Annotated in this window: 21 protein-coding genes; 10 read left to right on the top strand and 11 right to left on the bottom strand. The window is 41.9% G+C overall.

Annotated features, from left to right (window positions below; genetic code table 11):
• Positions 1-403: 403 nt before the first annotated feature.
• The gene (gene serA, locus AAEY78_RS01775; protein ID WP_352336767.1) at positions 404-1,630 is read right to left on the bottom strand and encodes a phosphoglycerate dehydrogenase; all 1,227 of its coding nucleotides are present in this window, start codon (positions 1,628-1,630) and stop codon (positions 404-406) included.
• A 338-nt stretch (positions 1,631-1,968) separates the two neighbouring features.
• On the opposite strand from serA, the gene AAEY78_RS01770 reads away from it, so the two are divergent.
• Positions 1,969-3,402 (top strand): D-2-hydroxyglutarate dehydrogenase, encoded by a 1,434-nt coding sequence (locus tag AAEY78_RS01770; protein WP_352336765.1) that lies wholly within the window; start codon positions 1,969-1,971, stop codon positions 3,400-3,402.
• A gap of 78 nt (positions 3,403-3,480) precedes the next feature.
• Here the strand turns inward: AAEY78_RS01770 and AAEY78_RS01765 are convergent, their stop codons facing one another.
• Complete coding sequence (locus AAEY78_RS01765) at positions 3,481-4,110, bottom strand: BLUF domain-containing protein (RefSeq protein ID WP_352336764.1); 630 nt, start codon at positions 4,108-4,110, stop codon at positions 3,481-3,483.
• A gap of 570 nt (positions 4,111-4,680) precedes the next feature.
• Here AAEY78_RS01765 and AAEY78_RS01760 point away from each other — a divergent pair.
• Positions 4,681-6,318, top strand: a complete 1,638-nt coding sequence (locus tag AAEY78_RS01760) for a carbon-nitrogen hydrolase family protein (protein WP_352336762.1) — start codon at positions 4,681-4,683, stop codon at positions 6,316-6,318.
• Between the two features lie 151 nt (positions 6,319-6,469).
• Positions 6,470-7,030, top strand: coding sequence for a protein disulfide oxidoreductase (locus AAEY78_RS01755; protein WP_352336760.1), 561 nt, complete (start codon positions 6,470-6,472; stop codon positions 7,028-7,030).
• A 151-nt stretch (positions 7,031-7,181) separates the two neighbouring features.
• Here AAEY78_RS01755 and ald read toward each other — a convergent pair whose 3' ends face one another.
• Positions 7,182-8,297, bottom strand: coding sequence for an alanine dehydrogenase (gene ald / locus AAEY78_RS01750; RefSeq protein ID WP_352336758.1), 1,116 nt, complete (start codon positions 8,295-8,297; stop codon positions 7,182-7,184).
• 772 nt (positions 8,298-9,069) lie between these two features.
• Here ald and ileS point away from each other — a divergent pair.
• Together ileS and lspA are read left to right on the top strand one after the other, a co-directional pair.
• Entirely contained in the window at positions 9,070-11,913 is a 2,844-nt protein-coding gene (gene ileS / locus AAEY78_RS01745) for an isoleucine--tRNA ligase (RefSeq protein ID WP_352336757.1), read from the top strand.
• Between the two features lie 241 nt (positions 11,914-12,154).
• Complete coding sequence (gene lspA / locus AAEY78_RS01740; RefSeq protein ID WP_352336834.1) at positions 12,155-12,757, top strand: signal peptidase II; 603 nt, start codon at positions 12,155-12,157, stop codon at positions 12,755-12,757.
• 188 nt (positions 12,758-12,945) lie between these two features.
• On the opposite strand, the gene AAEY78_RS01735 is transcribed toward lspA, so the two are convergent.
• Positions 12,946-13,593, bottom strand: coding sequence for a DUF1294 domain-containing protein (locus AAEY78_RS01735; protein WP_352336755.1), 648 nt, complete (start codon positions 13,591-13,593; stop codon positions 12,946-12,948).
• A 160-nt stretch (positions 13,594-13,753) separates the two neighbouring features.
• Here AAEY78_RS01735 and AAEY78_RS01730 point away from each other — a divergent pair, with 160 nt between their 5' ends.
• Together AAEY78_RS01730 and AAEY78_RS01725 are read left to right on the top strand one after the other, a co-directional pair.
• Entirely contained in the window at positions 13,754-14,251 is a 498-nt protein-coding gene (locus AAEY78_RS01730; RefSeq protein WP_352336754.1) for an FKBP-type peptidyl-prolyl cis-trans isomerase, read from the top strand.
• Between the two features lie 66 nt (positions 14,252-14,317).
• A complete protein-coding gene (locus AAEY78_RS01725; protein ID WP_352336753.1) occupies positions 14,318-15,358 on the top strand; it encodes an NADP(H)-dependent aldo-keto reductase in 1,041 nt (346 codons plus the stop codon).
• A 123-nt stretch (positions 15,359-15,481) separates the two neighbouring features.
• Here AAEY78_RS01725 and AAEY78_RS01720 read toward each other — a convergent pair whose 3' ends face one another.
• The gene (locus AAEY78_RS01720) at positions 15,482-16,297 is read right to left on the bottom strand and encodes a lysophospholipid acyltransferase family protein (protein ID WP_352336752.1); all 816 of its coding nucleotides are present in this window, start codon (positions 16,295-16,297) and stop codon (positions 15,482-15,484) included.
• Positions 16,298-16,688: 391 nt separating this feature from the next.
• Between AAEY78_RS01720 and hflX the strand changes: the two genes are divergently transcribed.
• The 3 genes from hflX (at position 16,689) to AAEY78_RS01705 (ending at position 19,739) form a co-directional block, all read left to right on the top strand.
• Entirely contained in the window at positions 16,689-18,167 is a 1,479-nt protein-coding gene (gene hflX / locus AAEY78_RS01715; RefSeq protein WP_352336750.1) for a ribosome rescue GTPase HflX, read from the top strand.
• A gap of 159 nt (positions 18,168-18,326) precedes the next feature.
• A complete protein-coding gene (locus AAEY78_RS01710) occupies positions 18,327-18,605 on the top strand; it encodes an LrgB family protein (RefSeq protein WP_352336832.1) in 279 nt (92 codons plus the stop codon).
• Positions 18,606-18,887: 282 nt separating this feature from the next.
• Positions 18,888-19,739, top strand: a complete 852-nt coding sequence (locus tag AAEY78_RS01705; RefSeq protein WP_352336748.1) for a lytic transglycosylase domain-containing protein — start codon at positions 18,888-18,890, stop codon at positions 19,737-19,739.
• Between the two features lie 134 nt (positions 19,740-19,873).
• On the opposite strand, the gene tsf is transcribed toward AAEY78_RS01705, so the two are convergent.
• The 6 genes from tsf to AAEY78_RS01675 form a co-directional block, all read right to left on the bottom strand.
• Entirely contained in the window at positions 19,874-20,758 is an 885-nt protein-coding gene (tsf, locus tag AAEY78_RS01700) for a translation elongation factor Ts (RefSeq protein ID WP_352336746.1), read from the bottom strand.
• A 246-nt stretch (positions 20,759-21,004) separates the two neighbouring features.
• Positions 21,005-21,814 carry a 30S ribosomal protein S2 gene (gene rpsB, locus AAEY78_RS01695; RefSeq protein ID WP_352336744.1) on the bottom strand — a complete coding sequence of 270 codons (810 nt, stop codon included), beginning with the start codon at positions 21,812-21,814 and terminating at the stop codon, positions 21,005-21,007.
• A 376-nt stretch (positions 21,815-22,190) separates the two neighbouring features.
• Positions 22,191-22,640, bottom strand: coding sequence for a chemotaxis protein CheX (locus AAEY78_RS01690; RefSeq protein ID WP_352336742.1), 450 nt, complete (start codon positions 22,638-22,640; stop codon positions 22,191-22,193).
• A 40-nt stretch (positions 22,641-22,680) separates the two neighbouring features.
• Complete coding sequence (locus AAEY78_RS01685) at positions 22,681-23,130, bottom strand: chemotaxis protein CheX (protein WP_352336741.1); 450 nt, start codon at positions 23,128-23,130, stop codon at positions 22,681-22,683.
• A gap of 46 nt (positions 23,131-23,176) precedes the next feature.
• On the bottom strand, positions 23,177-23,539 hold the full coding sequence (locus AAEY78_RS01680) for a response regulator (protein ID WP_352336740.1): 363 nt from the start codon (positions 23,537-23,539) through the stop codon (positions 23,177-23,179).
• A gap of 20 nt (positions 23,540-23,559) precedes the next feature.
• On the bottom strand, positions 23,560-25,770 hold the full coding sequence (locus AAEY78_RS01675) for an ATP-binding protein (protein WP_352336738.1): 2,211 nt from the start codon (positions 25,768-25,770) through the stop codon (positions 23,560-23,562).
• Positions 25,771-26,137: the final 367 nt, after the last annotated feature.

Raw genomic sequence — 26,137 nt, 5'->3', positions numbered from 1 at the left:
TTTTGTTTTATTAAACTTCTATTTTATTCAATGAGTTATAAAAAATGCATAAGTTATAGATTACGTGTTTATCAGAGCACACATAGCATATACATTAAAATAGCATATTTATCCTAGCTGTCATTGCTAGGCACATAAGCTTAATTCGGGTTTCAGCTTTGTAGTATAAATTATCAAAGTCATATCATAGTAAAGAAAATGTTAACATAGCCTATTAAATGTACAAAGAATGTAATAGTAGCTATCAGCTTTCGACAACCTAAAAAAATTAGCCAAAAAAATAGCAGGCAATTCTAAAAACCGCCTGCTATTACTAACAAATTTAGTAAGTCTAGATTAAATAATGCTGGGCTACTTTATCTGTCTAAATTTAATATTGAAACTAAGATTATCGCTTTCGTCATTAGTACAAAATACGCACGCGAATAGTCTCACTAACGTCTTTTAGCTGGTCAAGCGCAGCACTTGAGTCATGATAGTCGACATCCATCATTAAGTAACCGATGTTGCCTTCAGTCATCAGGCTTTGCGCTAAAATATTGATATGAGCATCGGCAAATAGACGATTCACTTGTGATAATACGCCCGGCACGTTATGGTGAATATGCAAAAGACGATGCGTCCCTTCTTTGAATGGGATAGAAATCTCTGGGAAATTCACTGCCGTTACCGTATCGCCTTGGTCAGAATAACGAACGAATTTTTCTGCGACCTCTAAGCCAATATTTGCCTGTGCTTCTTGGGTTGAGCCGCCGATATGCGGGGTTAAGATGACATTGTCAAATTTACGCAGTGGTGATTCAAACTCTTCGTCAGCAGACTTTGGCTCTTTTGGGAATACATCAATGGCAGCACCCAAAATTTTACCTGATTCAAGCGCTGCTGCTAAATCATTAATCTCAACACACGTTCCGCGAGCGGCATTAATAAAATAGCTGCCCTCTTTCATCTGCGCAAATTGCGCCGCTTTCATCATATAGCGCGTGCTTGGCTCATCAGGCACATGCAAGGTGACGATATCAGCTTTATTTAATAATTCCTCTAAGCTGCCCACTTGACTGGCATTACCCAGTGGCAATTTAGTAATCACATCATGATAAATGACTTTCATACCGAAGCTTTCCGCCAAGACAGACAGCTGTGAGCCGATAGAACCATAGCCGACAATACCGATGGTTTTACCGCGTACTTCATGTGAATTTTTTGCCGATTTCCCCCAACCGCCGCGATGTACGGTGGCGCTTTTTTCAGGAATACCGCGATATAGCATAATCGCTTCGGCGAGTACCAATTCGGCAACCGAGCGCGTATTAGAATAAGGGGCATTAAAAACCGGAATCGCCAGCTCACGCGCTGCATCAAGATCTACTTGATTGGTGCCAATACAAAAACAACCAATACCAATCAGCTTTGGTGCCTGCTCGAGCACTTCACGGGTCAGTTGCGTTCGTGAACGAATACCAACAAAATGAGCGTCTTTTAATTTCTCGATAAGCTCATCTTGATCAAGGGCATGGCTAAGCGATTCAATATTATTATAACCGGCAGCTTGCAACACTTTTGCAGCGTTCTCATGCAGCCCTTCAAGTAATAAAAAACGGATTTTGTCTTTTTCTAATGATAATGCCATATGAGATCTGTCCTATAACTATTTTATTAATAGCCTGCAATGAATAAAACGAGAATGAGCTTTTTATCTTACACAAAATTTAGCCTAGATGGGGAATATCCTAAAAAATAAATACTTACTATTTGGTGTGATAATAATACGTTTTATATCACTATCATCGTATATACAGATTAATTAGCCTGCTCTATTCGCTAGGAGCATATAGCGCTTCTCGATTTTATTTTATAAAGTAAAGGGTGCGCGATTCTGTATTCAGACAATAATGACCATTAGTGTTATATTTATCACGTATATTGCTACTCAGCATCTAAAAATTCAGCTTTCTCACTGAGACTATCATGACTGCACCCATTACTGCTAATAATACCACCGCTGTTCAAGCCATCCTCGATAGCTTGGTGACTCAATATCAATTTGACCCCACTCAAATCCGCACCGACCTTGAAAGCCTTGAGCACTGGGGTAAAGACTGGACTAAACACTTTGCGCCATCGCCAAGTGCCATTGTCTTTCCCAAGACTACTGAACAAGTTCAAGCCTTAGTCCTCTTGGCAAATGAGCATCTTGTTGTCTTAACACCCAGTGGTGGACGTACCGGACTATCAGCTGGAGCCGTTGCCGCCAATGGCGAGATTGTCGTTAGCATGGACAAGATGAATAACATCGGCACCTTCTATCCTGCTGATCGTATGGTTGAAATTGAAGCCGGTGTTATTACTCAGCAGTTGCAACAGTTTGCGGAATCTAAAGACCTCTACTATCCCGTCGACTTTGCTTCAGCAGGGTCCAGTCAAATGGGTGGTAATATCGGCACCAATGCGGGTGGTATTAAAGTCATTCGTTATGGCATGACCCGACAATGGATTATGGGGCTAACTGTCGTGACCGGTAAAGGCGATATTCTGCATCTGAATCGAGGTATGGTGAAGAATGCCACCGGATATGATTTACGTCACTTATTTATCGGTAGTGAAGGCACCTTAGGTTTAGTCACTCATGCACAGATTAAGCTAGAGCGTCCACCACAAGACTTAACGGTCATGGTGCTGGGGATGGATAACTTCTCTGATGTGATGAATGTATTGTCGGCATTTCAAGCCAAGATTGACCTCACCGCCTTTGAGTTCTTTGATAGCGTGGCGATTGATAAGCTGATGGCGCATGGTCAAGTACAAGAACCGTTTGAGTCGCGTCCCAAATTTTATACCTTGTTAGAGTTTGAAGCGCCGTATGAGCCGATTATGGATAAAGCCATGGCTATCTTTGAAGAGTGTATGGAACAAGGCTGGGTAGTCGATGGGGTGATGAGCCAAAGCATTGCCCAAGCGCAAGAGTTATGGAAGCTGCGTGAGCATATCTCAGAGACCATTTCAGTGTTCACACCCTATAAGAATGATGTGTCGGTATTAATTACTCATGTACCGGACTTTATCAATGACATTGATACCATTGTTAGCAATAACTACCCAGATTTTGAGGTGTGTTGGTTTGGGCACATTGGCGATGGTAATTTGCATCTCAATATTCTTAAGCCAGAAGCTATGAGTAAAGATGATTTCTTTGCCGCTTGTCAGTTGGTCAATAAGTTTGTGTTTGAAACGGTGCAAAAGTATGGTGGTTCGGTGTCAGCGGAACATGGAGTGGGCATGACGAAAAAGCCGTATCTACACTACAGCCGCAGCGAGACGGAGATTGAATACTTAAAAGAGATTAAACAGGTGTTTGATCCGAATAATATTATGAATCGCGGCAAGATTTTTGATATGGATTAGGTGTTTTTTAACAGGCTAAATAAAAAAACGCTCAGTGTTTAAGGTGGGCGTTTTTTTATTTTTAATAATTGAGATAGGTTATAAAAACAGTAAAAATATAGCCACTATAATCAGTACGGTTAAACAGCCCTGAACTAGCAAAAAAGCTTGGTGCGGAGCTGCAACATGACGCAGCATATTGCCCAGCGCATTATAAGTAATGCCAGCAGCTTTAATATGGGGCGGCGTATCAAAATATTTGATAATCTGCAAAAAATCTTCGGTACGATTTGCTGACCAGCCATGCGGGGCAAAAGGTAGAAAGGGTGAAAGCTGACTCGCTTGTTGTTTGGTTGCTGGTGACCATAGCCAGCGCTCTAAAAAGAGTAATCGCATGCGCCAATCAATAAAGTGGCGCTCATTTATCGCTTGTAATAACAGTATCTTGATGTTTTTATGTCGCTTATCGGCAAAGATACGCTGTTGCAGCGCTAAGATATGTGACTTATTACCTTCGATACACTGAAAAAAATGTCCATTACCGTAGCACAAAACGCCCGTGATACCATGCTCTGCATTATAAGCGCGTGCACTACCCTCCACCTGTTCAAATACTCTGGTATCTAAACGCCCAGCCAGTGTCAAACTACTGACATAAACCAGCTGAATCAAAGTGTCATCCTCCAGTTTTTCCAAAATACTATCTGTGTCAAAACGACTTAAAGCCATAAATCTATAGTCCTAGCAGCCATTCGAGATGACATAATATAAAAATGCGCTCATAGTAGCGCGAGAATGCGTAAAGCAAGATAACCATACTGATAACAAATATTGCTAGCGCATACAAAGTCGTAGCAAACAGTTACTAGGTTGCGCTTTTATTGATAGCAAAGCTTGTTATTATAGCGGTCGTAAATAAAAACCAAGTAAAGATAATGGCGCTTGTTTTTCGCACACTTCTGACATGGCAAGATTTTACAAACTATTGTAAACATTACGATATTGTAGCTTTAATAGCCTATTATTGATATTTGTTTTAGCTAATGACTGAGATTTTTTATGGTCTTTTAAATCATTATATTCATCAATAGCCGATGCATTGACAGCGCTAGTCTTGCTAATACGTCTATTCTGCATCTCTACTTTTTGCTTTATTATAGGTTTAAATTTTTCAGTACTTATGCGCTAAATATGAACCGCGCACTAAGTTATACCTGATTAATAATACTTTACTGATGATATCTAAATTCGTAATTCTAATTTGTAACGCCCGATGAAAAACAGCTAAACAGGAATACTATGAGTAAAATTGAAAAAATCGACGACTTTCATTTAACAATCGCCGAAATTAAGAAAAAAGATTATCCGCAATTAAAAGCTTTGATGGATCGTGTTTATGCCAATTTGGGTGGCTCATGGTCAAAAAACACCATTAATACGCTGATTGATGCCTTTCCAGAAGGGCAAATTGCCTTGTTTGATCATGATCAATTGATTGGCATCGTATTATCAATGCGCGTTGATTATACGACGTTTTCGAATCCGCATACTTATGATGATTTAATCGGGCAAAAAGAAATTATCCGTGATAATCCCAAAGGCGATGCCATTTATGGCTTAGATGCGCTGATTGATCCTGATTATCGTGGTTATCGCTTAGGTCGTAGGCTTTATGATGCCCGTAAAGAGCTGTGCCGACAGTTGAACTTCCGCGCTATTCTTGCCGGCGGTCGTATTCCAAAATACTATGACCATCAAGACTTAACACCAGGTGAGTATATCGAGGCGGTTGAAGCGCGTGAGATTCATGACCCTGCATTGTCATTTCAGCTGTCTAATGGCTTTATCGTCAAACGTATTTTGACCGGCTATTTACCGGATGATAAGCAGTCAAAAGGCTTTGCTACCTTGCTTGAGTGGGCAAATATTTATTATGAGCCGCAAGATTATAAGCCCAATACCCGTAAATCTGAGGTGCGCATTGGCGGTATTCAGTGGCAGATGCGTGAGGTTGAATCGCCTGAAGAGCTGCTGCAACAAGTCGAGTTTTTCGTCGATATTATGGCGGACTACAATTCGGACTTTGCTTGCCTGCCTGAATTCTTTAATGCACCGCTCATGGGGCTGTGTGAATCGACCGACCAGAATATTGCCATTCGCTTTTTAGCTGGTTATACCGAATGGTTTAAAAATGAGATTTCTCATTTAGCAGTGACTTATAACGTCAACGTTATTTGCGGTTCGATGCCGTTACTCGATGAAGAAGATGTGTTATATAACGTCAGCTATTTATGTCGCCGTGATGGTACGGTTGAGGAACAGCGTAAAATCCACATTACCCCGCATGAACGTAGCGCATGGGTCATTGAAGGCGGTGACAAAGTTCAAGTATTCGATACCGATGCTGGTCGCATTGGTATTTTGGTTTGTTACGATATTGAATTCCCAGAATTAGCCCGTTTGATGGCACTTGATGACATGGATATTTTATTCGTACCGTTTTGGACCGATACTAAAAATGGTTATTTGCGCGTGCGTATTTGCGCCCAAGCCCGTGCTGTTGAAAATGAGTGCTATGTGATGATTTGTGGTTCAGTTGGTAACTTACCGCAAGTCGAAAGCCTAGATATTCAGTACGCGCAATCGTCTATTTTCTCACCATCTGACTTTGCTTTTCCGCACGATGCGATTATGGCAGAAACCACGCCCAATACCGAAATGGTTTTCTTTTCTGATCTCGACCTCGATAAACTGATTCATGTGCGTAACGAAGGCTCAGTTCATAACCTCATTGACCGCCGTGATGACTTATTTAGTCTTAAATGGAAACGAAAATCTGCCATCTCAGCCAGTAAATTAACTGGAGAAGAGCGACATGAAAATTCAGGTAGCGTGTTAGATGGCGATCCCCTGCAAGGTCGCGCTTTAAAGCCTTAAGTTTAAGGCTTTAAAAATCTGTTCTTAAAACTGATAATAGACTCTCAAGATTAAATAATACGGCTGACCATTCAGCCGTTTATTTTTATCTGTCAAAACAAATGAATACAAATTCTGCACTTAAAATAATAAGGCTAAAAAAGCAAATATTATGACTAACAATAGCGATATTGAAAAAGTTAAACCCCAAGCAAACTCAAAGCCAAGCCCAAAAAAGCGACTGCTATCGCTGCTTAAGAGCGTTCTACTTTACGGCACCGTATTTCTGGTTATTTATACTGCCATTAATTGGTGGCGGCAGCCGGTCATGCCTGCCAATCCGCAATTACAGCTGACCGACTATCAAGGGCAAACGGTCGATTTGGCAAGTTTAAGCGCTGATAAGCCAACGTTGGTTTATTTTTGGGGTACGTGGTGCCCGATATGTCGCACCACGTCGCCTGCTGTGAATACGCTTGCCAAACAAGGAAATTATCCGGTGGTTACGGTCGCCATTAAGTCCGGTAATAACCAAGAGTTGCATGATTATTTAAGCGAGCATAAATACGACTTCACGACAGTCAACGATGAAGAAAGCAACATATTCGCCGATTGGCAAGGACAAGTAACGCCCTCATTTGTGATATTAAAAGATGGGGAGATGAGCCAAGGCTTAACGGGTATTCAACCGTTATGGTCACTTAAGTTAAGATTGTGGCTGAGTTCTTTATAACTTATCATCATTTTTCATAAAAAATAGACCATAAAAAAGCCTGCGAATCAACAGTTGTCATCCTAATTATTATAGAGATAAACTATCATTTAACAGGCTTTTTTACTTCACTGAGATATCAAAGTAATAGCATTGAATTGTATGCAGCACACTAGTTAATAAGTGAGCCTAACTCAACAAAATCGTAGCCCAATGCATCGGCAACGGCTTTATAAGTCACATGACCTTGTGCCGTGTTCACGCCTTTTGCTAGCGCTTCATTATCACTGCACGCTTTTTCAAAACCTTTATTTGCCAGCGCCATGACGTACGGTAGCGTCACGTTAGACAATGCCATGGTTGATGTGCGTGGTACCGCGCCTGGAATATTGGCAACGGCATAGTGAATCACGCCATGCTTAACATAGGTTGCATCATCATGGGTGGTGATACGGTCGGTGGTCTCAAACATGCCGCCTTGGTCAATCGCGATATCAATAACAACGCCGCCCGGTTGCATTGATTTAATCATCTCTTCAGTCACCAATTTTGGCGTCGCAGCACCAGGAATCAGCACTGCACCGATGACCAAATCGCTGTTTTTAACGCTTTCAGCAATGTTCACTTTGGTTGACATTAGCGTCTGCACACCACTACCAAACATCTCGGACAGCTCTTTGAGACGGGTTGGGCTCAAGTCCAAAATAGTCACATCAGCACGCAGACCAATGGCAATTTTTGCTGCTTCCGTACCCGAGACACCGCCACCAACGATCGTTACTTTGCCTTTTTGCACGCCCGGTACGCCGCCAAGCAAGATACCTTTACCGCCATAAAAAGATTGCAAATATTGTGCGCCAATTTGCGTGCTCATACGTCCAGCAATTTCGCTCATTGGCGTTAATAATGGTAATGAGCGGTCTGCTAATTGCACCGTTTCATAGGCAATACCGTTTACTTTACTATCAATTAATGCTTTGGCAAGCTTCGGCTCAGCTGCCAAATGCAGATAGGTAAACAAGCTTAACCCTTCACGTAAGAACGGATACTCGCTTGCTTGTGGTTCCTTCACTTTCACCAATAAGTCAACATCCCATGCTTCAGCAGCCGTCTTCACAATCGTCGCGCCTGCAGCGCTATAATCGGCATCCATAAACTGTGAACCAATACCGGCATTGGTCTCAACATAAACGGTGTGACCGGCGTCAACGAGCGCATTGACGCCACTTGGGGTTAAGCCAACACGGTTTTCGTTATTTTTTACTTCTCTTGGGATACCTACTTTCATTGTTGCTCCTTGCGTGGTGTTACTCTAAATAAAGCCTTTAAGCTGCTTCTAAAAGTGGTCGTAATAAATACTGTACTAAGATAAATTCAGGTAAGCCCTTGAATGATTATATAAAGAAAAAGTGTAGATAGTATCTATGACTGCGACGAATTGTTGACGGCATCAGAGCGCCAACGCAAGTTTTATTGCGCGCCGAGAAATACTTAAAAATTTTGGCGAAGCTATTATAGGTGAGATAATCTATAGGTGAGACAATCCTGCTAACGATAAGGGTTCAAAATGACTGTTAAGCAGATGAATAATACCTATAGCTAATAAGCTTACTAAATGTCATAACAATGATAATTTCCCATAACGTTAGCAAGTCTCTGATAATCATCTCTTATATTTTAATGGTATAGGCTCTGTATAAGCGTTGGTCATCTTTTAATGATAAGATGGCTCTAAATAACTCAGCATCAATCATAACTATTAAGAATACATTTTTATATTTATTGTCGGTTAAGTTAGCACAATATTAGAAGCTTGTTAAGTACGGTTGTCATTATTGTTGCTTGTAAAATTTATTTAAAAAAACACTTAATCGATGACTTAAAGTTTTACTTAAATAGATAACAGCAGTAACAGTCCTTTTTACCCCACTCTTTTTGTCATATAATGATAGGCGTTTTTAGCGCTTTATTGCTGATTTATTTTTATATCTCTATTGGTTTTATAATAAATACCCTCACCGACTATTCACCACTCCTACATCAAATAAAGAACTCCCTCTATGACTGATAAGCCAAGCCTTGATTATAAAGATACGTTAAACCTTGCTGACACGGTATTTCCGATGCGTGCCAATTTAGCCAATCGCGAGCCAGATTGGTTAAGCGCTTGGGAAGCGGACGATGTATATGGCAAGGTTCGTCAGGCGCGCGCAGGCGCACCTAAGTATATTTTGCATGATGGTCCTCCATACGCCAACGGTCAGATTCACTTAGGTCATGCAGTGAATAAAGTGCTAAAAGACATTATTGTAAAGTCAAAGACCTTATCAGGATTTGATGCGCCTTATGTACCGGGTTGGGACTGTCATGGTCTGCCTATCGAGCAAAAAGTCGAAGCCAAAGTCGGTAAAGTCGGACAAAAAGTATCGGCAACTGAGTTTCGTGGGTTATGCCGTGAATACGCCAAAAGCCAAGTGGCGCTACAAATGGCAGATTTTAAACGTTTGGGCGTGTTTGGCGATTGGGACAATCCTTATTTGACCATGAACTTTGACCAAGAAGCCAATATCGTGCGCTCGCTGGCTAAAATTTATGACAATGGTCATGTGACCCGTGGTATGAAACCGGTTAACTGGTGCTTGGATTGTAGCTCCGCATTGGCTGAAGCTGAAGTCGAGTATCAAGATAAAGTATCAGACGCCATTTATGTGAGCTTTGATGTTTTAGATACTAAAAAAGTCACTGAATTGGCGGCAATTGAAGGTGGTATTGCTGCCGTTATTTGGACAACAACGCCGTGGACACTGCCTGCTAACCAAGCAATTTCTGTGCATCCTAAACATGACTATTCAGTCGTTGCAACTGAAAAAGGCAATTTATTATTAGCCACTGACCTTATCGAAACAGCACTAACAGCGCTTGAGCTAAGCAATCAAGGTGTATTAGCAACCGTATCAGGTCGCACCCTTGAAGGCTTACAAGCGCAGCATCCACTCATTGGCGAGCGTCAAGTACCACTGATTTTGGGCGATCACGTGACGACCGATAACGGTACTGGCTTGGTGCATACGGCTCCGGGTCACGGTGTAGACGATTATATTGTTGGCTTAAAATATAATTTAACCGTTGAAAATCCAGTTAATGGTAATGGCGTCTATTTAGATACCGCAGCGGTATTTGCAGGCGAGCACATTTATAAAGCCAATCCAAAAATCATTGCCGCGTTACATGAAAACGGTCATTTATTAAGCCATACCAAAATTGAGCACAGCTATCCGCATTGCTGGCGTCACAAGTCACCGATTATCTTCCGCGCCACACCGCAGTGGTTTATCAGTATGGAAGCTAAGGGCTTGCGTGAACAGGCGCTTGCTGATATCAAAACTGTGAATTGGACGCCAGCATGGGGACAGAATCGTATGGAAGCCATGATGACCGACCGCCCTGATTGGTGTATTTCACGCCAGCGTACGTGGGGCGTGCCGATTGCTTTCTTTACGCATAAAGAAACGGGCGAGCTGCATCCTAATACGTTGGAATTGATGGAAATAGCCGCGCAGAAAATCGCAGCAGGCGGCGTAGAAGCTTGGTTTGATGCCAGTTGTGAAGATTTCTTGGGCGCGGAAGCGGCAGATTATGATAAAGCTACCGATACGCTAGATGTGTGGTTTGACTCTGGAACGACCCATTATGCCGTTCTTGAGCAGCATGATGAATTGACCAATCCTGCCGATTTATATTTAGAAGGCTCAGACCAACATCGCGGTTGGTTCCAAACCTCGATATTAACGTCTGAGGCGATGTACGGTCGCCCGCCCTTTAAGCAAGTATTGACCCACGGCTTTGTGGTAGATGCCAATGGTCGCAAAATGAGTAAGTCACTTGGTAATATTATCACCCCGCAAGAGGAAATCAATAAAACGGGCGCGGATATGCTGCGGTTGTGGATTGCTTCTAGTGACTATCGCTATGAGATGAGCGCAGGCAAAACGTCATTTAAAGGTGCGGTCGATATGTATCGCCGCATTCGTAACACCTTACGCTTTTTACTTGCCAATACCGATGACTTTAATCCTGCTACCGATAGCGTCGATATCAATGAGCTGGTCAGCCTTGATAAATTTATTATGGAACGTGCGCAAACCGTGCAAGCTCAAATCGTTAGCGCTTATGATGCGATGGATTTCCATCAAGTCACTCAGCACGTGACGGCATTTTGCTCACAAGATTTGGGTGGATTTTATCTCGATATCATCAAAGACCGCCAGTACACCACGCAACTTGATGGTAAGCCGCGTCGCTCTGCGCAAACCGCCATTTATCATATCGCCCAAGCGTTAATTCGCTGGATTACACCGATTTTAACCTTTACCGCGCAAGAAGCGTGGAAAGTGCTGAATAAAGATGATACCAATGCCGAAGGATATGTATTTACGCAAACGTGGTATGACTTCCCAGCGTTTGAATTAAGCGCTATCAGTGCTGATGACTGGCAATATATTATGCGTGCTAAAGATATGGTCAATAAACATATCGAAACTGCGCGTGAAAATAAGCTAATTAACGCCAACTTATCCGCTGATGTGGTGTTAACTGCCAATGGTGAGATGTATGACAGCTTAGCGAAGCTTGGTGAAGAATTACGCTTTGTATTAATTACCAGTAAGGCTACTTTGCAACCCATGAGCGCAGCCGTTCCAGAGGTTAATTCAGACAGCAGTACAAACAACAGCACAGACGAATCAGCAGATTTGAGTATTGAAGTGACAGCTGCAGAAGGGACTAAATGCGTCCGCTGCTGGCATGTGCGTGACGATATCGGCGTTGATGCTACCCATCCTGAACTGTGCGCGCGCTGCGTAACCAACGTCAGCGGTGATGGCGAGGTGCGCCATTATGCATAAAGCGCCGCCTAACTCGATTACTGATACGCCTGAGCACGATAATACTCAGGATGATAGCGATAGTAAGTTTGATGTAGATATCCTGACATTAAACGATGACTCGATTGAGCCTACTGATGATAAAGTAGACGTCAATATCAGCGACAATGCTCGTATTGATGTTGATGTTGATGCTAATACTAAAGCCAGTCATGAGAACGCAAATTCGGACAGCGTAAATCATGAAAGTGCTAGTAGTGCTATTTCCAGTCAAAATGCCAGTTCTGCTGAGACCATCAAACCTGCGCACGTGACTACGGGCAGCTCACTGACGCCTAGAAGTCGCCTAAATAAATCACCAAAATTGGTTGCTAATGGCAATCAGGCAGTTAAGTGGTACGGGCTTTCGTTACTAGTGCTCATCATTGACCAATGGACAAAATGGCTGGCTGAAACCAAGCTTACCTTTCATGAGCCGGTATCCGTTATTGAACCGATTTTAAATTGGACACTGGCATACAACTCTGGCGCAGCGTTTAGCTTTTTAGCGGATGCTGGTGGCTGGCAAAAGTGGTTTTTTGTCGGTTTAGCACTGGTCATGTCAATAGCCTTAATCATTTATCTCATTAAAGTCCCACGGCAAGCTAAACTGCTATCTACGGGTTTAGCATTGGTACTCAGCGGCGCAATCGGTAATAACCTGATTGACCGCGTATTGTATGGACATGTCATCGACTTTATCCATGTGCATTATGCAGATGCGTGGCATTATCCTATTTTTAATATTGCTGATATAGCTATTTGTATTGGGGTAGCACTGATTATTATTGATATGTTATTTTTGGAAAAAAAGCGCCATAGTTAACGTCGTTTAGTAATCGTATAAGCCCCGTAATAGAATACTATTACGGGGCTTTTTTATGGAAATTCTCTATGATATGCGTTTTTATAACCTATGACTTTATAATAAGAAATGCTTATAACGGTAGATGTCAATAATGAATCGTAAAGACGCTCAAAAATAACTATCTACTCAGAAAAATTGGCTAAAGTTTAAAACGGTAACAACTCTTTATTGGCTAAAACAACCAATAATCCTGCCATATTAATCAATACCGTTAAATAATACGTCATCCGAAAATCCGCTTTTTGCGATTTATGCCGTAGGTAAGTCTGCGCGACCATCGCCCCAACCCATCCACCAAGCGCACTTAATAGATGCAAAGTCGATTCCGGTGTACGCCAGTCACCACTTTGCGCAGCTGCTTTGTCTTTAGCATACATCAGATAAGTGATTAGCCCCAATGCGACATACCAACCCACGACCAGCCAGCTAAGCTTATCCATAACTGCCAGTAATATGAGTACCATATAAAAGCCAACGCCCACAAATAAACGCTTTTTTTGCCCCGCCTCGAAGTCAGCTTGGACACTGCGTTTTTGATTACGTTGGCGAATTTGTTGGTTTTTTTGCGCCATTTGTTGCTGTACAAAACCAAGCTCTTGTACTTGTTTCGCCTGCATGCGTCCTTGATTGTCATGTCCTATGCTAAAGACCACGGCTTCACCAACATTTGGACGACGCTGCGCTTTAAACTCGCTAATATGAAAAAAAACCTGCTCGCCCGCTTCGGTTTCAATAAAACCAAAACCTTTATCCTCTTGCCATTTTTTAATTTGACCTTGCTGTCTGGCTGCCATTGATATTTCTACCTTCATTTATATTCGCCAGATATCTTACCTTATTTCCGTTACACTATTAACGCTTACATACTTTTTCAGATGGTTTATCATTTCTTGTTATCAGTTCTTATATTGATATCCGCCCATTTTTTTACTCTAGCAATAGGTGACGTTACCCATGACCGAATCGCAATTTATCAACCCCAATGAAGACACGCGCATCACTTATGGCAGCCTTGTAAAGTTGCATTTTGAAGTGTCATTAGAAAATGGGACGGTTATTGACTCGACTTATCATCGCGATATGCCTGTGACCTTGACGATTGGCGATGAGAGTTTGCTACCAGGATTCGAGCAGGTACTGATGAACCTACGCGCAGGCGACACACGCAGCGCCCACTTAGAACCTGAACAGGCATTTGGTGACTGGAATGCGGATAACATTCAGCATTTTAGCCGCACGCAATTTGCCCTTATCGCCGATAATCCTGAAGTTGGCATGCTGATTGAATTTGAAGATAAAGGTAAAAATACCTTGCCCGGCACCATTAGTGCGGTCAATGAAGATGAGATTACCGTGAATTTTAATCATCCACTGGCAGGACAAACCGTGTTATTTAAGGTGACCATTTTTCAAGTAACACCGCCTGGGGTTACAGGCATTCAGCTGGGCTAATAGCTTTATTATAAAAATTTAGCGCTGTAGTAAACTGGTAAAATTCGCACCATAGAGGACACGCATATGCAGTATCAAACTTTGCCGCAACTCAATGAAAAAGTCTCCAAAATATGTTTGGGCACCATGACTTGGGGACAACAAAATACGGAACAAGATGCGCACGCGCAAATGGACATGGCATTAAGTGAAGGTGTCAACTTTTGGGATACGGCCGAGATGTATCCGTCACCGCCTGATAAGGATAAGCAAGGCAATACCGAGCGCTTTATGGGTAGCTGGTTTGCAAAAAATAAGCAACGCGATAAAGTCATACTTGCCAGTAAAATATCACCAATGGGCTTTTTACGCGATGGTAAAACGCGTTTTAATGCAGAGCATATTAGCGCGGCAATTGATGACAATCTACAACGTTTGCAAACCGACTATATTGATATTTATCAGCTGCATTGGCCTGAGCGTCAAGCCAATTTTTTTGGGCAGCGTAGTTATGATACTAATATGGCAGCACAATCATTAGATGATTTAACGCCATTTTTAGAGACTATTCAGGCGTTAAATGATGAGATTAAAAAAGGACGTATTCGCGCTTATGGTTTATCCAATGATACGCCGTGGGGCGTTATGCGCTATTTGTGGGAAGCTGATAAACACAACTTAATTGCGCCGATTACCATTCAAAACCCTTATAGCTTGCTTAATCGACTTTATGAAGTCGGACTTGCAGAAATATCACACCGTGAAAATGTCGGGCTACTTGCCTACTCACCGCTTGGGTTTGGCGTGTTATCAGGAAAATATCTAGGCGGTAAACGTCCAGTAGGCGCACGTCTAACGGAATATGACCGTTATGAGCGCTATATCAACGAGCAAGCAAAGTGGGCAACCGCACAATATGCCAAAATTGCGGCAGACAATGGACTAGATATGGCGCAGATGGCATTAGCCTTTGTTAATTCTCGACCCTTTGTAACCAGTGATATCATCGGTGCGACCAGCCTTGAGCAGCTAAAGTCTAATATCGATAGTATCAATCTGATCCTTAGCGCAGAAGTGCTAGAGGCTATCGAAGCGGTACAAATGCAGCAGCCAAACCCATCACCATAAGATAAAACTAGCTGTTTATAAAAGCAAAATTCTTCTAATTTTCTAATCTAGTAATGAAATTAAAAAAGGCGTTAATCTCGATGATTAACGCCTTTTTATCAAACTAATAAGTAGTAATGTTATTTATAAAACAGTTGCCGTACCATCAGAAGGCGTACGCAATACCCGCGCATGTAGCTCTGCTAAACCCTCTTGCATCCGCTGCTGTAACATGTTGGTCAGCTGGCTTTTGTTATAACCATTCGGATCTAGAGGCTCAAGCGGTAATACATAAGCGGTGACATCCTTACTATCAAGGACACGCTTGATACTGGCTTTCATAGTCATTTTGCCAAAATAAGGCAAATCTTCACTTAACGTACCGTCTTTATTGACATAAGCAATTACCACAGGCTGAATAGGCACAGCGGCATCGATAGCAGATTGTAATAAAGTGCCATGGATACGTTTAATCTTTTTACCGTCTGTCGTCGTTGCTTCCGGGAAGAATATCACCGAAAAGCCTTCATTTAAAAAGCTGGCAATTTGGGTGGTGACTGAACCCACATCCCCTGAACCACGCTTAATAAATACCGTACCTGCCGCATGAACGAGTTTACCAAATACTGGCCAATCACCAATTTCTGCTTTTGATAAGAAAAATGCAGGACTGACGCTTCCGACGACTGGAATATCCATCCACGACACATGATTCGATACCCATAAGCCATGATGCTGCGGCACTGGCTCAACCTGCACCACTTGCACGCCAAAGGAACCTGCCATTTTGCGACAAAAGGTTTGGATATAGCGCGGTAGCTTTTCCCGTGGTGGCTGCCGAAAAGCGCCGATACGTTGCGCAGTACGCATTCCGCCCGCAATAGTAGTGGTCATGCCTGCAATTTGCTTACCACGACCCAAGTTTTTTCTGACTGAAAAGCCTGACTTTGACTGGCTCATCTGTGTTCCTCATGTATAAATAACGGTAAAAAACGCTCCCAGTATAGCAAAGTTTTATTCGTCAGTGATGAATTGTTCACTCAATGCGTTGCGCCAATTTCAGCTGCATACTTTGGCTTATCCTTCAGTCTATATCGTTTAAAAAATATTATTTCGCTTAAAATCTTAAAGGCTGCTATCTGTCGCTAATACTAAACAAGAAAAGTTAAGCAAATAAAAAGACAGTAAAAATAATAAGATAAAAACGGTAACATAAAACCCTTATTATTTACTGACAAACGCTTTAATATCAATTGATAAGACCGCATATTAAGGGTTATCTGAATGTTACTCTTATATGTATTTATATGAGTAGTAGCGATTTATTTACTTTATTTATAGGTGATACTCTTTGGAATATTTTGTAAGACATGAAGGTGGCGAGCGCGCTATATTGGTACATTTGGACATCCGCCAAATCCAAGATCCAGATGACTTAAACGAGTTTGAGCTGTTGGCAGATTCAGCAGGGGCGAACCCATTAGCATTGGTTACTGGCTCGCGGCAGCGACCGGATGCGAGATATTTTGTCGGCAGTGGTAAAGCAGAAGAAATTGCTGAATTAGTGCGAGAGCATGAGGCAGATATCGTGCTGTTTAACCATAGCTTATCGCCGTCGCAAGAGCGTAACTTAGAATCACTCGTGCAATGCCGCGTGCTTGACCGCACGGGCTTGATTTTAGATATTTTCGCCCAGCGTGCCCGTACTTATGAAGGTAAGTTGCAGGTTGAGCTGGCTCAGCTTAATCATTTATCAACGCGTTTAGTACGTGGTTGGACGCATTTGGAGCGTCAAAAAGGCGGTATCGGTCTGCGTGGACCCGGTGAAACACAGCTTGAGACGGATCGTCGCCTACTCCAAGTTCGCGTCACTCAGCTAAAATCACGTATTGAAAAGGTCAGACAAACACGCGCACAAGGTCGCGCCCGCCGCCAAAAATCAGACGTACCAACTATTTCATTAATTGGTTATACCAACGCTGGTAAATCGACGTTATTTAATCGCTTGGTTGATGAAAATATTTATGCTGCGGACAAATTATTTGCAACGCTAGACCCAACGCTGCGCCGCTTAGATTGGCAAGGTGTTGGTCGCGTGGTGTTGGTCGATACCGTTGGTTTTGTACGTCACTTACCACATGAATTGGTTGAGTCGTTTCATGCCACATTAGAAGAAACGTTAGAGGCAGATTTGCTGTTGCACGTGATTGACTCTGCCAGCGATGATATGCATGAGCAGATTCAAGCGGTCAAAGATGTGTTGGCTGAGATTGACAATCATGTGCCCGTGCTCAATGTATATAATAAAATTGACTTAACCGATGAGCCTGCTCATATTAGCTATGCAAGCGAAGGTCAGCCTAGTCGAGTTTATGTTTCTTCTAGAGAAAATCTCGGCATGGAAGAGCTGTCTTTAGCGGTGCAACAGCTGCTTACGGGCACGCTAACTACCTTTGATTTGACCCTACCTTATAGCGCAGGTCAGCTTAAAAACTCTTTATATGAGCTGGGCGTGATTTTAGAAGAAAGCTATGATGATACGGGGCATGAATGCTTAACCATTCGACTGCCAAGTGACAGACTTAAGCAGCTGCTTGGACAGGCAGAATTATCACCACTTGATGTATTGCCATTGGCACAAGCAACCTTATTAATGCCTATTTTAGAGCCGTTTGAGCAACCAGATAGCGTTGAAGAAAAGGCTGACGCTGGCACAGAGGTCGTAACAGAAGAGCTATTAACGGAAGACGGCTATCTTGCTGAGGAAGGTTATTTAGTAGAAAGCGCTGATGCTAAATCAGCTAATCCTGACGTTAATCCGTCGGTATAAAGCTCCGTAATAGCTTAGATTAAATTAAAGGTCTGACGGTTTTCATTATTTCATAATGGAACCCGTCAGACCTTTTTTCATGCAGGTTTTTAGCGCTGAGTAATACTCTGAAGGCGCTGTTAATGCTTTTCATTGTCTATATAATCAAGCCTTGTCAGCATATGTGCTTATTTCCCAATACTATTCCGTAATGTTAAAGATTACCGTGCCAAAGGTTTATCATTAGGGCTTGCCGCTCATGTGTTTGGTAACGTTGAAGAATGGCAAATCAGTCATACGGCTGTACACTGTTCTGCGTTTGGACTAGCAGTAAATGGTCTACTAATTGCCCGATATTTATCAGTAATTTCGGTATTTAATTGGGATAAATTGTTTATATTTAATGGCTTTTATAAAGCGCCTATCGCTAAAATCAAATTTTTTAATATACGATTATAGAATCATATCCCCACTGATAAAATTGCTAGGATTTTGATTTGTTTCACCTTTTCACAAATCAATCTTGGTTTTATCAGACTTTTTAAGTAACAAAATAGGGCAAAAAGTTATTTTATGATATAGTAAGCAACTATTATCTTTTGTATCCATTACAACTGTCTTTCGTAAGTTTTGTCAGGAATTTATATTCATACCGACAACTACGGTAATCGTGTTGCCCTGCTATATACCGTCATAATTGGTGCGCCACGTTACTATTACTCGATAACAAGTGATATCTATATGATGAATATTGCCACCCTTTTTAACAGTAAGCTCCCCTCTTTTGTATTGACTGCCCTCACTATATCTTCTATCGCTCTTGCCACCGTCTCTACAGCTCAAGCTTCTACCAGTATAAGTATCAGAAAAGATAATAACGGCAGAGTATTATTAACCAATGTTGCGCCCACTGGAAAATTTGCAAAATACAATAAAACAGTCCGCGAGACTTTTTATCGGAGTAATAGCACTGCAGCTCCTGCTACTTATACGCCGCCTAGTAGTCAAAACTATGGCACTAGCAAAGCCAGTAGCAGTAATAGCCGCAATGCGTATGATGGTTATATTCGCGACTCAGCCCAACGCCATGGTGTAGATCCTGCGCTACTCAAAGCCATGATGCATACTGAGTCCTCATTTAATCCAAATGCACGCTCTCCTGTCGGCGCGCAAGGGTTGATGCAGCTGATGCCAGCAACAGCAAGGCGCTTTAAAGTCAGTAACGCTTGGAATCCTTCTGAGAATATTGAAGGTTCTGCTAAGTATTTAGCATGGCTGATGCGCCGTTTTAACAATCGAGTAGAGTATGCGGTCGCAGGTTATAATGCCGGTGAAGGTAATGTCGATAAATATAAAGGCATTCCACCGTTTAAAGAAACCCGTAATTATGTCAAGTCAGTGATGAGCCGCTATAACAGCTTATATAAAAATGATGCCAGTCTTTTTGGTAATGGTGGTATGAATGCCAATAATATTCCGGCACAAGCCGCTAACGATGGCGGCGCTATGAAAGTCAGCTATGGTACCAGTAGTAATGGTAACGGTAGCAGTCGTGCCAGTTATTCTAATTCGGCGTATGCTGCATTGCGCTAATACGATTTGATAGCATCATTATTGACATAAAAAAAGCCCGCTATATGATAGCGGGCTTTTTATTTTTAGCAATGTTTAACTAAACATGATTTAAATAAGTATTGTCTAGCTAAACACTGTTATTAACCTAGCAATTACTGATTAGCAGCTGCTTGGGCTGCAGCAACTTCAGCAGCAAAGTCTTCTTGTTTTTTCTCAATGCCTTCGCCAACTTCTAAGCGTTTAAAGGCAAGAACTTTTACGCCTTCAGCTTTTAGTACGTCGCCGACTTTTTTCTCATTGTCCATAACGTATGGCTGACGTAGTAAAGTGACTTCGTCGAGATATTTACGTAGACCGCCTTCGATCATTTTTTCAACGATGTTATCAGGCTTGCCAGATTCACGTGCTTTGGCTTCGATGATGTCTTTTTCACGCGCCAATACGTCAGCGGCAACGTCGTTATCATCAACAGCAACTGGGTTGAATGCAGCGATATGCATCGCTAAGCTTTTACCTGTGTCTGCAGCACCGCCTTCAAAAGATATCACAACACCAATGCGTAGACCATGACGGTATGAGGCAAGGTTGCTACCTTCTAACACTTCAACGCGGCGTACTTGAATGTTTTCGCCGATTTTTTGTACTAAAGATACGCGAGCTTCTTCAACTGTCTGACCGTTGCCGTATGGCAATTCAGCAATAGCAGCGACGTCAGTTTCATTATTTGCTAATGCGATATTCGCTACTGTTTCTGCAAATGCCGTAAAGTTTTCGTCTTTTGCAACGAAGTCAGTTTGGCAGTTTACTTCTAGTAAGAATGCTTTGTTATCGCCTTGAGCAATGATGATAGCGCCATCAGCTGCGATGTTGCCTGCTTTTTTAGCGGCTTTCGCTTGACCTGATTTGCGTAGGTTATCAATGGCAGTTTCAACATCACCATTTGACTCTTCTAACGCTTTTTTACATTCCATCATGCCAAGACCAGTACGGTCGCGCAATTCTTTTACCATTTTGGCAGATACTTTTACTTCTGACATAAGAGTTACCTTTTATTATGTATGTGAGTATTGTTATGTATGGTAGTACAGGATATCTAAACGCATCTAAATTCTGCGTCGCGTTTTAACAATAAGGCATGATGAGTAATACCACATCATGCCTATTGTTAATATCTATACTGTCTATACTATTAGTCACCTTGTATGGCGGCTCATTGGTAGATTATCAAGGATAAGTTATCAAGGCACCCATTATTACAAGGTTAAACCATAGCAGTCAGCAATTTATTCTGCTGGAGTTGCTGCTTCTTCAGTTTGAACGTCAGCTGTTTCTTCTACAGCAGGCGCTTGCTCTGCGTCTTGTGCTTGGTCAGCTTTACCACCAGCTTGAGTTTGTGCGTATTCTTTACCGGCGATGATTGCATCAGCCATAGAAGTTACGTACAAAGTCACAGCACGGATAGCATCATCGTTTGCTGGGATAATGTAATCAACGTTGTCTGGGCTAGAGTTGGTATCAACGATACCGATAACTGGGATACCCAAGTTTTTGGCTTCTTTGATAGCAATCGCTTCATGATCCACGTCTACTACAAAGATTGCGTCAGGTAGACCGCCCATGTCTTTGATACCGCCCAATGAACGCTCAAGTTTTTCCATATCGCGAGTACGCTCTAGCGCTTCACGTTTGGTTAGCTTAGCAAATGTACCGTCTTCTGCTTGTTTTTCAAGCTCTTTTAGACGATTGATTGACTGACGAAGGGTTTTCCAGTTCGTCAACATACCACCCAACCAGCGATGGTCGACGTAAGGCATACCAGCGCGTGCTGCTTGCTCACGAACAACGCCGCTTGCTGCACGTTTAGTACCAACAAATAATACTTTGTTTTTCTTAGCAGCTAAGCCATTCACGTAAGTCAATGCTTCGTTGAAAGCTTTTACGGTGTGCTCTAGGTTGATGATATGAATCTTGTTACGCGCACCAAAGATGTACGGTCCCATTTTTGGATTCCAAAAGCGAGTTTGGTGACCAAAGTGAGCGCCAGCTTGTAGTAAGTCACGCATTTCAATTTTGGTTGGATTCTTTGTAGCCATTAGATATGTCCTGTTGGTTGGGTTATGCCTCCACATCACAAAAACTGCCTATTTAGTGACACGCATTTGCATCGGATAAACGCTTAAAAAACGTTACTCATTATACAAATTAATCAAGTCACCAAACACCCAGCAATTTTTTACCATGATGTGTGTGTCATTGGTTGATTTAAATTGAGCCATGATCAGCGTATAAAATTACACACTAAAATGGTCGCGCTGTATTTTACCATATAATGTGTATTAAGCTCCAGCCATTTGTAAAGATGACAATGGGAGTTTTGAAATAATAAAGCAGATACAAAAATAGCTGGGCATAAAAAAAGCGACATGTGAACGCCGCTTTTTTTATAGGGATAATTTATTAAATTTGAATTTATTCGATACAGATACCAATCATTGCCTGATAGCCACGCCAAGTAAAGGGCGTGATATAGCTGTGCCGCTCTTTTGGCAGGTAAGACAAGTTGGGTACACCTTCCACTACCTTTGGCGGGGTAATGATAAAATCAGGTCCAAACTCTGTACGCGCATTACCTGAGATGGTATTTGCCATCTCTCCCAGTAAATCCTTCATCATTGCTAAAGAAGAGTCCGGCTCTCCCATCACTTTGAGCAACTCACGCAACAAAGTGCTGGGCGCACTGACATAGACACAACCCTCAAGCGGCCCTGATATTCTAATCACGCCACTATAATCAAAGCCAATTGCACTTCTATTATTGTTCAGATAGGGTGTGTCAATTACTACTTCTGTACTATCAACTTGCGAGAAAAACGAGCTAATCGAAGTTAAAAATATCCCTAATTTCTCTACATTTACCATAGTTATTCTTATCCATACTTATTATCTGGTTAAGCTTGGGTTAGCTTTGTAAACAAACCACAATCTCTCCAACCTGACCATACCAAGTAACTGGGATAATAAAAGAGCGCTCATCCTTTGGTAAAATAATGCTTTGCGGTGAGCCTTTGAATACGAAGGGGACGGAAATATGAAAACTTGCGCCAAATTCATTACGGGCGTTACCAGCAATGGTATTAGCCACTTCACCCACTAGGTCAACAAAATTATCTTCGCTTTTATCAGGCTCGCCCATACTATCAAGAATACGTGACAGTATTTCGCGAGTGGCTGAAAAATATACCACACCCTTTTGTACCCCAGAGATACCAATCACGCCAGTGTAATCATGAACTTTGGGCTGTTGATTTTCTAGCAGATAAGGCGTGTCAACGACCAATTCCTCACCGCCAAATTGATTGAAATAATTGGTAACAATGCTCAAGAAAATCTTTAGTTTCTGTTCTTTCATAGTTTTTATTCTTTAGTTAAGTGTCAGCTTAAGGCGTCCGCCCAGATTAGTCCTGCATTAATTCATGTAGAGATTCTGCCAGCTCTTCTGCCGAAAACGGTTTGCATAAAAAGCCACTAGCGCCTAAAGATAGCGCTTCAATTCCAGTGGCTTTGTCTGACAAAGCCGATACTACCAAGATACGAACATCGGGATCTAAAGCGATAATGCGCTCTATACACTCTAAACCATCCATTTGGGGCATAGTCAAATCCATCGTGATAACATCAGGACGATGGACATTGAACTTCTCTATCGCTTGCACACCGCTGGTAGCGGTGGCGACTAGCATGAATTCCCCTGAATCATAGGCGCGTTGAATACGGTTACGAATAATATTGGAATCATCAACAATCATTAATTTATACATAGCTTCTATATTGTCCTTAATTAAGCAGCAGGCAAAGTGATGACAAAACGGGTCATCTTACCAAGTTCACTATTTACATTGAGCTTACCGTCATACTCTTGAACTTGGGCTTTGATAATATCGAGTCCCACACCGCGACCACCATCTTCATCAGCCGCATCTTTGGTTGAGAAGCCGGAGGAGAACAAGTGCTTTAATAGCTCATTGCGATCAAGTTGCTGTGCATTTTGGGCATTCACGCGACCCATGCTTACTAGCTTGTCACGAATGCGCTCAAAGTTAATCCCTTGACCATCATCTTGCAAAATCATGGTAAAGTTTTGCCCATCATTTTTCATTTGTAAATCAATCACACCAGTCGCAGGTTTGCCAGCTGCCGTACGGGTATCCACATCTTCAATACCATGGACTACAGCATTGCGCAGCAGTTGAATACTAATATCTTTAACCGCTTTTTTCAGGTGTTCTGGAATATTGACTTGGGTAATCGACTCTAAGTTCAACTTGACCTGCTTGCCTTGACGCTCAGCAATTTGGGCAGCAAAATCTTGGTAATAAGGCAATAAATGGCTGTCTAGATTGTGATCTTCTTCATCGCCAAAACTAATATTCAGGCTGTCTGTATCGCTCAACGCGCTACTGGTATTTTGTGGCGCAGCGTTTGCATTAGATGCAGCATGGTCTACTTTTAGTACCGCTTTAGCGGGCGTACTTTCAGGATTGGTCGTTCCTATCGCACCTTGGTTGATACGCTGACCTAGTGTTTCAATGGTGTTTGATAAACTAAGTAGGTCATCCAAATGTACCGCTAGTGGCAAGAAGTCATTGCCCGCAAGCTTACCTTGATTTTGCAGCACATTAAGCTTGTCCTCAGCACCTGAAGCAATATTGGTAAAACTGTGTAAGTTTAGAGCCGAAGCCTCACCTTTTAAGCTGTGCATTTCACGATAAATAGCATTGAGCTTGGTTTCAAGCTCATACTGCGAGCTGCCTGGATTTTTTAGAATGTTGTTCATTTTTTCGATATGCTGTTTTGTATTCCCAATAAACTCATTAATCATTTTCGGATTAACATTCAAGATGGTGGTTAACATCTCAATTTGCATATCGTTTTGCGCACTTTCTTTTTCTAAGCGCTGCTCTAAATACACCGCATCCGATACGTCACTCACGTTAACCAAAATACGTGCGATTTCTTTATCTTCATAAACGCGTGAAAACTTAAAGTCCAAGTAGCGACTATCTGATGCTTGCGTATCAGAGGTGTCATGCAGCAATACTTTATGAAGTGGATTTAGCGCATCAACCAAACGCTCTTTCACGCGCGGGTTATACAGCTGCTCAATAAACTGGCGCGTGGTATTTAGATCTTTATCTGAGATACGACCACGAAGTACGCTGGCAAAGTTTTCGCCCGCTAAGCGGGTAGAGCCAATAATCTTGGTTAAAGCAGTTGAGTACTGCTGACCAATATTCAAATCTTTATCTAACAAGAATAGACCGGTATTTACCGTTTCCATAATTTCTTGCGTTTCACGACGCGCACTAATCAGCTCTTCATCCGAGGCTTTAAGGCGACGAACAAAATACAATACGAAAATAATAAAATAGATAATTGCAAACGAGATACCAAAAATCTGCAAGTTTCTTAAGAACGCAGCCCGCTGCCCGTTTTCACGACTTAAGCTGTCGGTTAAGCTCGTTGCATTATTATAAATACCTTGGCTTGCATCTCCGAATTCGTTTTCAAGGGCACTGGCATTTAAAACGGTATCAGCACTGACAAATTGCCCTAATGCCTCTTTATAAGGTGCCCATAAACTTGAGGTCTCTTGCGCATACTCTATCTGATCTGCTTGCTTTGATGGGGTATAAACATCTTCCTCATCCCGAATTTTAACCTTACCGCCTTCAATCAGCGTTTTAACCTCAGTATCGATCGATGTAGCCAATTGATTTACTTTGGTCTTTTGAATATCAAGCTCAGCGGCAAGCTGTTTTTGCTCGCGCATGGTATTTAGCAGGTATATCTCTTGCGTCAGCCTTGGAATATCACTACGCAAGTTGGCACTGAGCGCTGTTCCTGCGCGCAAATCACGGATTTTAAGTGAGTTATAAATACTGGTAATTAGAACCCCTGAGGTTAATAGCAAGAATATAACAACAGATACGATAATTGCCGTATACCTATTCTTAGGGATTTCTGAATTTGACCTTAACGGTGCATCCACAATCAACTTCCTTGTTCAATTGAAAAAAAATAAGGGGTAATCATATAAAAGGTGGTCAATGTAGCTGGTCGTAAACAATTTTTACCTACTTATAATCCTATGAAAATCAGTAAAATGACCTCATAACTCATAGAAATAACAACTTAATCAATAAGAGTTATAGGTTTATAGTTATAGTCGTTTCAAAATGGAATAAAGTAGGGTTTTAAATAGAGAGTGCTATTAATTATTAACATACAGAGACGCCAGTGTAAAAATATTCTCTGTACTATATTTTTGAATTACAGTAATAAATAAACATTTATCTTTTAAACGATAAGAGGAACTCTGTATCAAAATTATAAGTGAGAACAATGATTTCATGAGG

It is taken from the genome of Psychrobacter sp. 16-MNA-CIBAN-0192, assembly GCF_040309565.1.
Lineage (GTDB): Bacteria > Pseudomonadota > Gammaproteobacteria > Pseudomonadales > Moraxellaceae > Psychrobacter.
The sequence above is the reverse complement of the archived record's forward strand: the minus strand, read 5'-3'. Positions and strand labels throughout refer to the sequence as shown.